Origin of the sequence: Elizabethkingia miricola, from assembly GCF_001675285.1 — a bacterium.
In the GTDB taxonomy this organism is placed as follows: Bacteria; Bacteroidota; Bacteroidia; order Flavobacteriales; family Weeksellaceae; genus Elizabethkingia; species Elizabethkingia miricola.
The window spans coordinates 13002-28586 of sequence record NZ_LSGQ01000003.1 but is presented as its reverse complement, the minus strand read 5'-3'; the positions used below and the strand labels follow the sequence as shown (position 1 = coordinate 28586).

13 protein-coding genes are annotated in these 15585 nt (G+C 34.7%); 4 read left to right on the top strand and 9 right to left on the bottom strand.

The annotated features are described in order from the left end of the window. Window positions 1-28: 28 nt before the first annotated feature. The 4 genes from ATE49_RS02950 to ATE49_RS02935 all read right to left on the bottom strand — a co-directional run bounded on the left by ATE49_RS02950 (window position 29) and on the right by ATE49_RS02935 (window position 4704). The gene (locus ATE49_RS02950; protein ID WP_065081038.1) at window positions 29-739 is read right to left on the bottom strand and encodes a hypothetical protein; all 711 of its coding nucleotides are present in this window, start codon (window positions 737-739) and stop codon (window positions 29-31) included. Window positions 740-743: 4 nt separating this feature from the next. After that, window positions 744-1466 carry a hypothetical protein gene (locus ATE49_RS02945; protein ID WP_065081037.1) on the bottom strand — a complete coding sequence of 241 codons (723 nt, stop codon included), beginning with the start codon at window positions 1464-1466 and terminating at the stop codon, window positions 744-746. 11 nt (window positions 1467-1477) lie between these two features. After that, the gene (locus tag ATE49_RS02940; RefSeq protein ID WP_065081036.1) at window positions 1478-1807 is read right to left on the bottom strand and encodes a PadR family transcriptional regulator; all 330 of its coding nucleotides are present in this window, start codon (window positions 1805-1807) and stop codon (window positions 1478-1480) included. Between the two features lie 161 nt (window positions 1808-1968). After that, window positions 1969-4704, bottom strand: a complete 2736-nt coding sequence (locus ATE49_RS02935) for a M16 family metallopeptidase (RefSeq protein WP_065081035.1) — start codon at window positions 4702-4704, stop codon at window positions 1969-1971. A 94-nt stretch (window positions 4705-4798) separates the two neighbouring features. Between ATE49_RS02935 and ruvC the strand changes: the two genes are divergently transcribed. Further along, entirely contained in the window at window positions 4799-5353 is a 555-nt protein-coding gene (gene ruvC / locus ATE49_RS02930; protein ID WP_059156668.1) for a crossover junction endodeoxyribonuclease RuvC, read from the top strand. A 340-nt stretch (window positions 5354-5693) separates the two neighbouring features. Then, complete coding sequence (locus ATE49_RS02925) at window positions 5694-6782, top strand: DUF4407 domain-containing protein (protein ID WP_065081034.1); 1089 nt, start codon at window positions 5694-5696, stop codon at window positions 6780-6782. 41 nt (window positions 6783-6823) lie between these two features. Here ATE49_RS02925 and ATE49_RS02920 read toward each other — a convergent pair whose 3' ends face one another. The 5 genes from ATE49_RS02920 to ATE49_RS02900 form a co-directional block, all read right to left on the bottom strand. Next, complete coding sequence (locus ATE49_RS02920; RefSeq protein ID WP_065081033.1) at window positions 6824-7396, bottom strand: DUF6759 domain-containing protein; 573 nt, start codon at window positions 7394-7396, stop codon at window positions 6824-6826. Window positions 7397-7413: 17 nt separating this feature from the next. Further along, a complete protein-coding gene (trmB, locus tag ATE49_RS02915; protein ID WP_059156665.1) occupies window positions 7414-8088 on the bottom strand; it encodes a tRNA (guanosine(46)-N7)-methyltransferase TrmB in 675 nt (224 codons plus the stop codon). 38 nt (window positions 8089-8126) lie between these two features. Beyond that, window positions 8127-8942, bottom strand: a complete 816-nt coding sequence (locus ATE49_RS02910) for a hypothetical protein (protein ID WP_059156664.1) — start codon at window positions 8940-8942, stop codon at window positions 8127-8129. A 100-nt stretch (window positions 8943-9042) separates the two neighbouring features. Further along, window positions 9043-9831, bottom strand: a complete 789-nt coding sequence (locus ATE49_RS02905; protein ID WP_065081032.1) for an SDR family oxidoreductase — start codon at window positions 9829-9831, stop codon at window positions 9043-9045. Then, entirely contained in the window at window positions 9832-11376 is a 1545-nt protein-coding gene (locus ATE49_RS02900) for a MazG nucleotide pyrophosphohydrolase domain-containing protein (protein ID WP_059156662.1), read from the bottom strand. Between the two features lie 387 nt (window positions 11377-11763). Between ATE49_RS02900 and ATE49_RS02895 the strand changes: the two genes are divergently transcribed. Together ATE49_RS02895 and ATE49_RS02890 are read left to right on the top strand one after the other, a co-directional pair. Beyond that, window positions 11764-14301: a DUF2339 domain-containing protein gene (locus tag ATE49_RS02895; RefSeq protein WP_065081031.1), complete on the top strand. Its 2538-nt coding sequence runs from the start codon at window positions 11764-11766 to the stop codon at window positions 14299-14301. Further along, window positions 14264-15508, top strand: a complete 1245-nt coding sequence (locus ATE49_RS02890; RefSeq protein ID WP_065081030.1) for a hypothetical protein — start codon at window positions 14264-14266, stop codon at window positions 15506-15508. Before ATE49_RS02895 ends, ATE49_RS02890 begins: the two co-directional genes overlap by 38 nt. Window positions 15509-15585 lie beyond the last annotated feature (77 nt).

Genomic DNA, 15585 nt, shown 5'->3' with positions numbered 1-15585 from the left:
GGATTCTATTCTTCTGTTTTTGCAACAATCATAATGCTAATTGTTTTTTTATTTGTCGCACTGATTTTACAAACCTCTGACTAAATAAAAGGCAATAACAAGCCATTCCTAACCAGAACAATAAAAAGGCAAATATGAAGTAGGTATATAAAGTGTCTTCTACCTTATGTGCATTTAACAATTGGTAAAAGTCCGGGATTTGTTTTCTGGAAATCCAGAAAAAATTAAAGCCACCTAAAATAAAATTCCATACGATAAATTCCCGTTGGTATACTGTAAACTTGTTTGCAAATTTATCTGTAAACCGAAACACCCGGAAATATCTGATATAATACAAGACAGGGATAAAAGTAGACAGAATCACTATAACCATAAAAACAATTCGGAAAGACGAAATATCTAATCCTTTTGCAGCAAGAATAAGAAGCATTAATACGCACAAAGCAAAACCTACAGAACGAAAAATTACACTTTTACGCTTTTGCCAATAAATTTTCCTGACAAAAGGTGTGGCCAGAAATTCATTGTAAGTTGTTAATGCAGGACGATCTATTTTCAAATCTTTTTTCCACAATAACTGAACTTCTAAAAAAGCTTCTTCATATGTCAGATTTTTTGAAATTTCCAAATCCTGAACTTGTGTATGGATATGATCTTCCACTTCCAGCATAATATCCCAGGGAAGTTTTTTAGCCAATAGATACTGCCGAATTGGATTATTTTGTGATAGTGTATTCATGGTATTAAAATTCAAGTGTTATTCTTTCTTTTATTTTGATTATTGCCTTTTTATAGCTGATATAATTAAGGTATCCATAAACTACCATATAGATATAAAGATAGCTCATCGTAGCATGCGCGAAAACTCCAGGTTTAAAATTATGCTGAAAGAAAATCTCATTTAGACTTCCACTAATCTTTTCGATCTGCGAGTCCACTCCTAAAATATTATTGGCTGTAATAAAAAGGGCTCCTGTAAGCATTAGATTTCCTACACTTCTTTGAAAAACACTTATATTCTTTTTATAATTACCTTTAGTAGTTTCCAGTAGCTTCCGCCCTAAAATAGATACTGCAATTCCTAATATTGCAGCTCCTCCATTAAAAGCAATGAATGCATACATAGACAGTTTCGGGATATACAGAATAAAATATGAGGTCACAAAGAATATAGCTAACATTATCAGCAGAGATTTCTTTTGTATTCTAAGCTGATTGCGCATCATTATACTATTCTGCAATCTGGTAATCTTTCTGAATTTATAGGAAAAGAAACTAAACCTCATCTCAAGATCTTTTCCCCATGAAGCTTTAGTCTGTTCAAAAGCATTATCAAAAGTTATATTTTGTTCTGTCTCTAAAGCAGCAACCTGATCGGCCATATGATCTTTTACTTCAAGAAGGATATCCAAAGGAAGTCTTTTTTCGATTAAATAATCCGTTATCTTTTTATCTTGATATTCCATATCTATTGCTATTAAATATTAAAAATAGTATTCAGGTTCAAAATATAACTTTTCATTTCAACCTCTTGCTCTGCCTGCTGATGTTTACCTTTTTCAGTCAATAAGTAATATTTCCGATCACGTCCATTTATATTTTGTATTTCAGATGTAATAAGTCCGTCGTCTTCCAGTTTATGTAATAACGGGTAGAGTGCTCCCTCTGTCATCTCCAACTCCCCCTTCGTCAGGTCTTTTGCCCTTTGCGTCATTTGATAACCATACATCTTGACTTCCTGAGCTAATAGCTTCAGAATGATATTCTGTAAAGTTCCTTTGTATAATTTATTATTCTTTTTAGACATACCTAATTTTCTTATACATCAAATATACATAAATTTCTTATGCATCAATAAAAAGGTATCAAAAAATTTTGATACCTTTTTATTTCTATTTTTATATTTAAATCATTGCTTCCCGCGCAGAAATATTCGTTATAAAATTATTCCTGAGCAAAAATTACGAACTACTTTTTACTGAAATCTCCTACATCTAAAGTAGTAAGCTGATCTGTTTTCAGATATTTTCTTAGTGCTTCGTTTGCTTGTTGAACACTTATATTTAGTACTTTACTTTCAAGAGCATCATAGTCTTCTAACGGAATATCATATAGCAATTTACTATTTACTAATCCCATTAAAGTTCCATCATTACCCAATCCTGTTTTTCTTGAGTTCTGCCAACTCTGCTTATTTGCTTTAAGTTCTTCATCAGTGAATCCATCTTTTAAAGCTTTTGCAATTTCTTCACGGACAGCCTTGTCTACAGCATCTTTCTTTGTGGGGTTAAGAAAAGCATAATAGCCCCATGAAGCAGCATCATTAATATAAGGAACACTCATATATGATCCGGCACCATAACTGATCCCTTCTTTTTCACGAAGGCGCATCGGAATTCTTGCTGACAGGAAACCTCCGCTTCCCAGCATTTCATTGGCCAGAAGGAGAGCTGGATAGTCAGGGTTCTTTCTGTCCATCTTAAAGTTTATAGCACCAACTGCTGCTGCATTTTCTTTATCCGGAGTGTTAATGATTTTATCTTCTTTTTTAGATGGGAAGAAAGTTGGAACAACATAACTGTATTTAGTTTTTGTATTCCATTTTCCAAATGTATCTTCCAATACTGTTTTAACAGTTTTTGCATCCAAATCACCAATTACTGCCCCTACACCATAGTTAGCTCCAATAAGATTCTGATAGAAATCAACGATTTGTTCACGTTTCACATCTTTATTAAAGTCAATTTGTTCCTGGATTGATGGGGTATAGTAAATATGGTCTTTTGGATAACCTTGGTTTATTCTGCTAATCTCTGTGAATGCTAAGGTCTGAGGATCATTTAAAGATGCTTCCAGATATGTATTATATTCTTTTATAGATTTTGTAAGTTCGTCTTGAGGAAATGTAGAATCAGTCAATATATCTTTTAAGATACCCATCACCTCAGCAAAATTATTCTTATATGTATTGATATTCACCGACAGACTTTGTCCCCCATACCCAAAATTGATACTGGATTTCAGCGCGTCCAGTTTATCTTTAAGCTGCTCTTTGGTATATTTTTTTGTTCCGGTTTTCAATAGCTGTGCCATTGCATCTCCAATTTGAGATTTGCCTTTTAAACTTTTTTCATCTCCTATCCGGAAATTAAACGAAGCCATTACTTTCTCACCTTTAATCTCTTTTTTGATAAATCCATACTTCATTCCGTTTCCGGTTTTATCTTCTGTCAGGTTTTTCTTTAGATTAGAAATACTCGCTTCAAAAGGAGCGACTTCTTTTTCAAGGGCTTTTCCTTTATAATTATTTGTTAGCTCTGCCAATTTCCCGTCAGAATATTCTAAGGAACTAACTCTTTTCTCATCTTTAGACGGAATAAAAATAGCTACAGTCCTGTTATTGGATGTAAAATACTTTTGTGCAACTCTTTCTATGTCTGCTTTGGTTAATTTTTCAATATTGTCACGATATAAAAAGCCTAATCTATAATCTCCGGCACCAATAATTTCAGTAAGATTTATCGCATAATTAATTGTATTATTCTTAATATTATCATACTGTTTCAATAAGGCTGTTTTGGCTCTTTGAACATCCTGATCTGTAAATTTAATCGTCGATATTTTATCCAGTTCCGAACGTACCAGATTTTCCGTCACTTTAATATCTGTATCATTTGGGATATTAACTCCAAAATACATAAAACTTGCATCACGTAAAGATTCCTGATACGAATAGATGGATGCAACCTTATGAGTCTCTACCAATGATTTATAAAGATACCCGGAAGGGTCTGAGGTCAATATTTCCGATAATGCATCAAGTGCTGCATAATCTTTATCAGCATATGGAACCGTATGATAGACAGCCCCAAAAACTTTACTATCTCCTGCTCTCTTTAGTTCTACAAATCGTTCTCCATCCTGTGCTGGTTCTAATGTGTATGTCTTATCTAAAACTCTGGTTGGTTTTGGTATAGACCCGAAATATTGTCCAATATACTGTAAGAGCTTTGATTCATCAAATTTTCCTGCAACAACTAATGTAGCATTATCTGGCTGATAATATTTTTCATAAAAAGGACGAAGCCTGTCTGCTTTTACTCTTTCAACATCCTCTTTACTACCAATAGTACTATTTCCATAGTTATGCCACAGATAAGCCGCTGAAAGAGCTCTTTCACGTAAAATTCTTTCAGGGTTATTCTCTCCTATTTCAAATTCATTTCTTACTACGGAGAATTCTTTATCGAGATCAGACTGCAGAATTGTAGCATTAATCATCCTATCTGCCTCCATCTCTAATGCCCATCGTAAATTCTCCTCATTAGATGGAAATATTTCAAAATAATTAGTTCTATCATAATAAGTTGTTCCATTAGCATTTCCTCCTTTATCAGAAAGCATTTTCTTGATATCACCTAATTTTTTGGTACTTTTAAAAAGCATATGTTCCAGAAGGTGGGCCATACCTTTCTCTCCATAACCTTCATTTTTAGATCCTACATTGTATACTATGTTAACTATAACATTACTTTGTGAAGCATCCGGAATCAGAAGAACTTTTAGTCCATTATTCATGGTGTATTGCTTCACACCTTCAATATTTGAGACAAATTTTGGAGTTTGCTGTGCCTGTGCGTAAGTAACAACTGTCCCGGAAACGGTTGCTGATAACAGCACTGCCTTAAGTACAATTCTATTCATATATTTTGTGGTTTAATGAAATAAATATAAAGATTATTCACGACTTCATGTAATATTAATTTACCTCAATAATTCCCTGTATCTTTGCATAAGAATGCAACACGAAAAAATCATATTAGGTATTGATCCCGGAACAGCTGTTATGGGATTTGGTATTATTTCGGTAAAGGGACAGAAAATGGAATTAATTTCTATACATGAATTAATTCTGAAAAAACTTGAGACTCATGAAATAAAACTAAAGAAGATATTCGATCGCACTCTTGCATTAATTGATGAATACCATCCGGATGAAGTCGCACTTGAGGCTCCTTTCTTTGGGAAGAATGTACAGTCGATGCTGAAATTAGGCCGTGCTCAGGGCGTAGCCATGGCTGCCAGCCTTGCAAGAGACATTCCTATAACTGAATACTCTCCTAAAAAAATAAAGATGGCTATTACCGGAAATGGTAATGCCAGTAAGGAGCAGGTCGCCGGAATGTTGAAAAACCTTTTACAACTAAAAGAATTCCCGACCAAATATCTGGATGCCTCGGATGGACTTGCTGTTGCAGTATGTCATCATTTTAATATGGGTAAAGATATTTCTGAAAAATCTTATTCGGGATGGGATAGCTTTATTAAGCAGAATCCTGGCAGGATTAAATAAATTATTAAGTCTTGCATTATTTGGGGGCTTAGGACTTGGCCTTTTCTTAATCAATCCATTTGTATAAAAATCAGTAAAGTTAGATAGCTTATTATTCTTAATGTATAATTCCCAATATCATATATATTGTCTACTTTATCTGACGAAGACAATTTTTCTTTCTATTTTTCTATACATAAAATCAACCTAACAAAAAGACTATAAATTACTGTTTATCAGTATACAATATTTGTAAAATTGCTTTACAAGTATTGCACAATTATTTTACTAGGTAAAACATACTACTATTTGTAACATTGGTATGGTTTTTCGTACCTATTAAATTCAAGAGTAAAATTTTATGAAAACATTACAACCCAATATTGCACCCGCTGAAGCCAAAATGAACTGGTTTCAGCACTTTATGATGCTTTGCTCCGGGGCAAACATTCATGTTCTGAGAAAAACACCATCCGAGTGGAATAAGTATTCCGGAATTGGTGGTGTGGTATTATTTACTGCTGTATTTGCAACGTTATCTTCCGGCTATGCCATGTATACTATTTTTGACGATATCTGGGCAGCTATAGGCTTTGGACTGTTGTGGGGTCTAATGATCTTTAACCTGGACAGATATATTGTTTCTTCTATTAAAAAGACAGGAACATGGTGGAACCAGATACTAATGACTATACCCCGCCTTATTCTGGCAGCCTTTTTAGGAATTATTATTGCAAAACCGCTGGAACTAAAGATTTTTGAAAAAGAGGTTAATAAGCAGCTTAACACTATTATCCAGAGAAATAAGGCAGAACTTCAGGCTAAGATCAATAACCGGATTATGCAACAAAGCGGTCCTTATGACAAGGAGAAAGCCGAAATCAATTCGAAACTTGCAGCTTATCAGAAATCATATGATTCAGCTTCTGTGGAGCTGGAAAAAGAAATTCTGGGAAAGCAGTCGGGCCTCACTTCCGGAAAGATAGGCTATGGCAGCAATGCCAAGCGTAAGGAAGAATTGAAGAAAAACAGGCTTGCAGACCTACAAAATTATCAGAAACAGGTCGCTCCACGTTTGGAATATCTGGACAAAGAAACATCCAAAGTATATACTAACCTGGAGCAGGAACTAAAGAACTCTGAAGGTGCCGAAAATCGTTTTAATGGTTTTGCTGCCAGACTTCAAGCCCTGGATGAGCTTGGTAAAGCGAGTGCAATTATCGCATTAGCTTCAACCTTCATTATGGGACTATTTATATGTCTGGAAATATCTCCTGTACTGATTAAACTTATTTCCTCAGTAGGCCCTTATGACTGGCTGCTTGATAAAAATGAAAATGATGTAAAAGTCTATGCTAAAGAAAAAATAGAAAAAGCAAATATTTCTACCGAATACAGAGTAAACGAGCTGAAAGAAAATCTTTATCCCAAGAACACATCTACTTTATAAAAACAACCGGACATTCAGCTGAATGTCCGGTTTTATATTGGTTACTTTCTTGCCGTGCCTAAAGCCAGCGAAAGATTCTTTTGAATAATCTTAGTGGAGGTATAAGTTGCACCACATAGTGAGCCGGTAAGTTTATAAGTCCCTTGTGGTAATACCAAAGTATTTTGACCCTTTGCAGGTATTGCCATATTATAATACTTATCTCCCTGAATCCTTAGGATCATATTACAATCCGAATTATTCGCGACAAGTAAAATTGCATTGGTGTCGCTGATATCATTATTAAACATCTGATTGAGTACATTCACCGTTTTAGCATTATGACCAGATTTATCCTGAGCCATAAGTTTGGCAAATTCTTCAGCCTCCTGTTCCTCAAGAGTTTTAATAATAGGCTTAGGAATATCTGCTGCTTTTTTAGGATTGGCTGCGATTTGTAAAGACAATAATTTCTGCTTCAAGAAGGCAATATCTTTATGTTTAGGATATTTCTTAATGTAAGCCGAAAGCTCATTAATATCCTTAGTTTCCATTATATGCGCAAGTGTCACATTATTAGACGCACAACTCCACAACAAAACCGAACCAAGGAATACAAGTAAAATTTTCTTCATATCGGGGGCAAATGTAATTAAATTTTAAATCTTAAATACGTAATTGTTTTTCCTTTTGCAGAAAACAAGCCCTCATAATAAGTTTTAATTTCACGAAGATGTACGGCATCTGTTTCAAATTCAGGAGCTCCGTAGATATCATGATGTGAAACTTCCACATCATAACCTAATGCCTGAAGTATTCCCAAAGTATAACCATGTAAAAATTCAGAATCTGTTTTCAGGTGTATATATCCGTCTTTTTTTACAATCTTTTTATAACGCTCTAGAAATTCAGGATGCGTCATTCTGTGCTTAGCCCGCTTGAATTTAATCTGAGGATCAGGGAAAGTAATCCAGATTTCATCAACCTCATCTTTTTCAAAAAACAAATCGATTAATTCTATCTGCGTACGGAGAAAAGCAACGTTTGTCAGATCTTTCTCGACTGCTTCTTTAGCGCCAAACCAAAAACGTGCACCTTTGATATCTACTCCTATAAAGTTTTTGTCCGGAAAAGCTTTTGCCATTCCTACACTGTATTCTCCTTTTCCACAACCCAATTCCAATACAATCGGATTATCGTTTTTGAAGAAATCTGTTCTCCATTTCCCCTTCATTTTATAGCCTGAAAGAGCCTCTTCCCGTGTAGGCTGGAAAACATTTACAAGAGTTTTATTTTCTTCGAAGCGTCTGATCTTATTTTTACCCAAAATTCAAAATTTAGGGTGCAAAAATAACAAATTTACAGCTATTTATCTCCAATTACAGCTTGTAAGTTAGAATTACGCAGTCTTTTAAGGTAAACAGGGAGGTATTTCTCAATAGACATTTCGATCATAGCATATTCTCCACTCTTCACAAGAGGACCCAAATCATCGGATGTATAAACGAACTGCAGGAAATTATCTATAAGATTCTTAGGGATTTTCAGTTTAATGAAATAATCATCACCATAATAATTATGAAGATTGGTTACATTTTTCTGCATAGCTTCATAAGCATAAAGACGTTCTTGTTTCCTGCGCTCACCTGTCAGGATATCGAATACACTTTGTACATTGAATCCAAGTCCGCCATTATTGAAGGATGCAATTGGTGAACGTGGAGAGTTACCATCTCCTTTTGGTGAAGGCAAGCCGATTTTATTGGCTAAAGCAAGCCTTTTATCTTCCCGGGTAGAAAGAACATCCACTTTAAAATTTCCGGTTGGCTTAAACCTTTTTAATACCACTTCTTTAATTTCGTGATATGCAATAGAAAGCTCTACCAGCATTCTTTTGTCCTGGAAATATTGCGGAGTAAGAGTTATATCTTTCCGTTCAGTAACAATAGAAGTAAACCTTATAACATCTCCAACTTTTGCGGGGATATTAAATTCCCCCTGATAATCCGCAAGCACAGTTTTCTGCGTATTGAGGTTTGTTACGTAGATCTGATTAAGATATAATGCAGAGTTGTCTCTTAAGTATATAGTCCCATTAAAAGTCTGCCCCTGAAAAATGAGAATAAATAAGAACAATAAACCAGTAAAATATTTCTTCATATAGGTCGCAAAATTAAACATAAAAAAAGCGAGTTTGCTTTCTTTAGATTTTCAAAATGGGTTAAAGTTTTATTAAACTTTATATACTATCTGTTAAAAGAAGTGAAGAATATAAAATTATTTAATCCATTTTCGAATACTTACGCATCAGGTTTTCATAAAAATTCTGCGGCAGTATCCATTTCAATGGCACTCCTATCTTTTGTCCAAATTTCCCGAAATAGTAGTGCGCTTTCCAGCTTTTCTTATCTAATAAATTCACTACATAAGCTGCCACTTCAGAAGGCTCTGTTCCTTCATCTACATGAGCATTCATTAATTCATAAATTTTATTGAATACTGTTTTATAAGCTTCTGAAACTTTTGTTTTAATACGGCTCTCAGCAATATTGGTTTTTATATCTCCTAAATGCAGTGACGTAGCCTGAACATTCCAGTTTTTAATTTCGTAACGTAATGCTTCTGTAGCTTTATCCATGGCAGATTTGGAAGCCGAATAGAGCCCTCTGAAAGGTAGTCCCATTTCACTGCCAATACTGGAAACATTGATAATTCTTCCAAAACGTTTCTCCCGCATATAAGGCATTACCGCAGAAATCATCTGTATTGGCCCTACCAGATTGAGATCGAACAGCTTATGAATATCTTCTTTGGTAGTATCTTCAACCGAACCTACCATGCCCATTCCGGCATTATTAATCAGCACATCTATTCTTCCTTCTTTTTCAATAACAGAAGAAACGGCCTGATTAATTTGCTCTTTATCAGTAACATCAACAGAAAGCCCCTTAAAATGGGCACTATCTGCAATCTGCCGGCTAAATCCGTAAACAACATGTCCTTTTTTTGCCAGTGTTTCTGCCAGCGTAAAGCCTATCCCTTTAGAGGCTCCGGTAATAATAATGACCATTTATTTTCTTTTTACCACTTTATAAAAATCTTTCCAAAACTCCGGGTAAGACTTTTCTACTACGTTAGGATCTTCGATTTCCAGTGTACGACACAAAGCATATGGTGCAAAAGCCATTGCCATTCTGTGGTCATTATAAGTGGAAATTGTAATAGTCTCTGCCGGAGTAATATTCTCCAGAGATTTTATAGTTTCGTTTGTAATCGCGGTGTTAAGACCAATTTTTCTCAGTTCATTCTGCATAGCAGTCAGTCTGTCTGTTTCTTTAACCTTTAATGTTTCCAACCCTGTAATATAAAAAGGTATATCTAGTGCTGCTGCTGTTACACAAACTGTCTGGGCAATATCCGGGCAATTATTCATATCCAGCTGCATTTCTTTCGGAAACTGGAAGCCTTCTATCGGCTGAAGAGACAATTCATTTTCCGAAACCTCAACAGTCTCTATTCCGAAAAAGCTTTTATAAATTTCAGCTGAACGGGAATCTGCCTGCAAAGATTTTATATTTAGACTCTTCAGATTAATTTTTTTCCTGCCTATTGCAGCCAAAGAATAGAAATAAGATGCAGAAGACCAATCACTTTCTACAACGTAACGAATTGGCTCTAATGCTCCGGATAATGGTTTTATCCTGATAATATTCTCTTCAATAGAAGCATTGATTCCGGCTTTCTTCAGAATTTCGATTGTCATTAACAGATAAGGCAATGATGTAATTTTACCTTCAAGGCTTACATTCAGTCCATTCTCCAGACTTGCCCCTACCAATAAAAGTGACGTTATAAACTGGCTGCTGATATTCGCCGGAATACTCACCTGATTCTTTTCAATCTTTTTTCCTTTAATTTTTAATGGCGGATAACCTTCTTCTCCCAGATATTCAATCTCCGCATCCAGTTGTTTCAGTGCTTCCACCAATGGCTTTATAGGACGCTGCTTCATTCTTTCGGATCCTGTTAATATAACTTCTTTTCCTGCCTTTGTTGCAAAGTAAGAAGTAAGGAAACGCATAGATGTTCCTGCATGATGAATATCTACTATATCACTCTCATCATTCAGCGCTTTTATCAGAAGTGAAGAATCCTGAGAATCGGAAACATTTTCTAAGGTTATGTTTCCAAATATCTTCTCTAAAATCAATAATCTGTTCGTTATACTTTTTGATCCTCCGATTTTTACAGTCTCTCCGTCCAGCATTTCACAGAAAGGAACAGTTGATTGTAGTTTCAGGTTATTCTGGTGTCTTTCTTTATCTCTCTCCATATTAGATTTCATTTTTTTATTAAAAGCTTCCTGTAGGTCCGTTCCCGTCTGATTTGCCAGACACAAAGTAACAAAAAGAACATCTGCTAGTTCCTCTCCGAGGTCTTTACTCTTATCTGATTCTTTTTCTGACTGTTCGCCATATCTTCTGGCTATAATTCTGGCAACTTCTCCCACTTCTTCTGTCAGCATTGCCATATTAGTCAGTTCATTGAAGTAACGCACTCCTACTGTTCTGATCCATTCGTCAACCTGATGCTGAAGGCTCTTAATTTCTTCCATAATTTTAATACAATAATGCTATTCTACAGAACCCGGAACTATGATTCTGTAGCTTGTTGGTTATTATTTTTTAACAAATATACGATAGAAGAATAACTTCCTCTGCAATTAAAAGACTTAATATGCCAGAACTTACATTGGCTTATGCTCTGTATACCTGTTGTATTCGAAAAAAAGCTCAATTGCATTTTTTCGGGTCATAACAAATCAGGAATAATGTATTATAAATACAGAGAGGCTTACAAGATTTTATTTATTAAGGCTTTCGCATAAAAAGCTTATAATCAGATTATATAGAAAGTTAATCTTTCTAAAATCCTTGTGTTGCGTGTAAATATATCACCACTAGTTATATTTATTTTATATTTGTTAACATTAAAACACCACATGGAAATATTTTTATTGTTAATAATTCTTGTTTTTGTAATTATTTCACTTAACAAATCAGCTGCTAATTCCAAGGCAACACAGGAAGCAATTGGCAAGCTTAAAGATGAAATTAATGCATTAAACCTTAAGATTAGTACAAACACACAAACTTTAAAAGCTGAAGAACCTCAGCCGGAGATCATACCTGTTGTTACAGAAGAGCCACAACCTGCTATAAAGGAAGAAATAAAAGCCGAAGAAGAAAAGCAAATTATCGAAGAAATCCCCGTTGTTGAAGAAGCACCTGTACAGGCAGCCATGTCTGCGTCAGTATCCCAGGAACTTCAACCCGAGGCAATACCATTACAAGAAAATGCAGAGATTCCGGTAACAGAAAAAATTGTTTTACCTCCTAAAAAGAGCTGGCTGCAAACATTCAAAGAAAAAAATCCGGATATTGAAAAATTCATCGGAGAGAATCTTATTAATAAAATAGGTATTCTTATTCTGGTACTGGGAATTAGCTTCTTTGTAAAATATGCTATTGACAAAAACTGGATTAATGAACCTGCGCGTGTTGGGATCGGTATTTTGTGTGGTGCTCTCATTATGGGAGTTGCACACCGATTAAAGAAAAACTACAAAGCATTTAGTTCGGTATTTGTTGCCGGAGCCATTAGTATCTTCTACTTTACCATTGGTATTGCATTTCACGATTATCATTTATTTAATCAGGCAACAGCATTTATCATCATGGTAGTTATCACCATATTTAGTGCATTTGTTTCTGTATCCTACGACCGAAAGGAATTAGCTGTTTTATCACTTATTGGAGGTTTTGCGGTACCATTTATGGTGAGCACCGGCGAAGGGAACTATAAAGTACTCTTTACTTACATTGCCATTCTTAATATAGGAATGCTGATTATTGCTTATTTCAAAAAATGGAGTCTTGTCACTTTACTGGCATTTATTTTCTCCTGTGTTCTTTTCTCATTCTGGTTCGGTGAAAAGGTTATCGATGGAGGGCTTCCATATCGTGGAGCTTTATTTTATGCAACTATCTTCTATCTTATCTTCAGTATTGCTACCGTTGTTAATAATCTGCGGAATAAGGGGACTTTTTCCAATCTGGAGTATTTCATCATCATTGCTAATACATTCTTTTATTTCGGAATAGGAATTAGTATTATCCATAAATGGGGAATGGACTTCAAAGGTCTGTTTACTATTGCATTGGCACTATACAATCTCGCTTATGCTATATTATTGTACAGAAAATTCGGACTGGACAAAAATGCAATCTACCTTTTACTTGGTCTGACACTTACTTTTGTAACTCTCGCTATTCCAATCCAGTTTAATGGTAATTATATCACATTATTCTGGTCTGCCGAAGCCGTGCTTTTATTCTGGCTATTCCAGAAATCAAGAATTGCAGCCTTCAAATTAGGCGCTATTGTTGTTCAGATTTTAATGCTTTTCAGCCTCATGATGGATTGGGAGTTCTATTACACGAGAAGTACTGAAGTACTGAAACTAGTTTTCAACCCGATATTCATAACAGGCTTCGTTTCTCTGGTATCTCTTGTACTTACTTATCTTCTGTTGAGAAAAGAAAAAGAACCTGTTGATATTTTTACAGTTAAATTCAACCCTGCATTATACAGACAAGGAGTATCTATAGCAGCTGTTATTATCGGATATTTCATAGGATTATTCGAAATTTCTTATCAGGCGAATACGGGCATTGCCAATTATTATTCTGCCCAATCTTACTCTGTACTGTATCATTTTTTATTTAGTACAGGAGTTATATACTTTACATTAAAGCGCAAAAACATAACAGTAAACAACCTTGCAATTATTTTATCCTGTATAAATATCCTCTTGTATATCGTCGTTTTCCATCAGCTGGTAACAGATGAAATAGTGGAAAACTATAATGCAGGATTATCGGGCAAGTCAGCCTTTTTCTTACATTATATATTATTAGCATGTCTGATATATTTTGGGTATACCATCATAAAGTTGAGAAATGACAATAATTTCTCCATACTTCTCAATCATAAATTTGCTTTATGGATTTTTGCTTTCTGTATTGTTTTCATTATGAGTAATGAGATAATGGTTCATGGATTAATATTTTCCGGAGATATTATCTCTCAGGCAGAGCTTGCAAAAATATACCCTGTCACAAAGGAAAACCTATATAAATATCAGAGGATGTTTTTTATTGACGATAAACTCAGATTTGTAAAACTTCAAATCATTAAAATAGGATATCCTATTCTTTGGGGTGTATTATCATTCGTTTTTCTGATTATCGGAATAAAGAAACAAAACAAGCAACTTCGTATTATCGCGCTTGCTTTACTGGGGATTACCATTATTAAGCTGTTCTTATATGATATCAAAAATGTATCGGAGACAGGAAAAATTATAGCCTTTATTTTACTAGGGGTTCTTATCCTTATTATATCATTTGTCTACCAAAAAATAAAAAAACTAGTTATTGATGAATCCAGCAAACCAAATGATACAGAAAATAATTAAGCTGCTGCCAATATTAATTGGTTCTTCTGTCCTTCTTGCACAAAACTATCAGGGCAAAATCAGTAATATAAAAGAAAGCGGGCTGCATCAGATCGTGCTTTCTCCGGATGTTATTGCTGCAACCCGCAATAATATGGATTTCATAAGGATTTTCGATTCCAGGCACAATGAGGCTCCTTATATCTTGGGAAACGGAAATCTCAAAAAGTCTGATTTCAAACAATTCCCGATAAGCTCAAGAAATACAATTCCCAATGTTGTAACTTCTGTTATTATCTCTAATGAGAATACCGTTAATCTGGATAATCTTACTCTAAAGATTGCCAATACGGAAATAGATAAGAAATACAACATCAGTGGAAGCAACGACCAAAAGGAATGGTTTGGGCTTGTTGACAATCAGATTATATCCGGTCTTAATGAATCCGAAAAAACGTCAGTCGAAAAGAATTTCTCATTTCCTTTAAACAATTATAAATTTTTAAAATTCGATTTTCTCGACAAGAATTCTTTACCCATTAATGTACTAGAGGCCGGATTAGAATATGATAATATTGTAGCTGATGCTAAAACTGCATTACAAAACTTTGAGCAGAAAATAACCACGGACAAGAACAGTAAACAGAGCATTATTACAATTACTTTCCCAAATGAGCAGGTAATAAACGGAATTAGCTTTGATATTCTCTCACCTTCTTTTTATCAGCGCGATGTCCGGGTATTAATTAATAAGGCCAGAGTTTATAAAAGAAAAACCGAAAATTACAGAGAAGAGTTTACTGCTTTTCAAATCAGGTCTAAAAATAATAACCAGTTTGGATTCCCGGATTTATTCACAAAAGAACTGATTATAGAAATAGATAATCAGGATAACCCTCCATTAGATATAAAGAAAATAAACCTTTTCCAGTCTCAAAAGAAAATTTTGGCAGATCTGAAAGCAGGAGAAACCTATACGCTGGATATTAATCCCAAATTATCCGCCCCGCAATATGATTTAGTAAACTCCGGAATTAATCTTAGTCAGAACTATCCTGATGCAACGATTACAGATCTGAAAGAAACTGATCATTCTGTGCATCCAAAATCAGGAAAAGCATTTTGGCAGACTCCCTTCTTTGTATGGGGCTGTATAATCATTGCCATTATAACTATCGGATTTTTTGCACTGGGGCTCATTAAAGACATGAACAAAAAACCAGAATAATTACTTTCTTTTAAAATATTTTTTGGCCTTCCGGATAAACAGCTAAACAACAGTAAACTAGCATAGACATTCGTTTT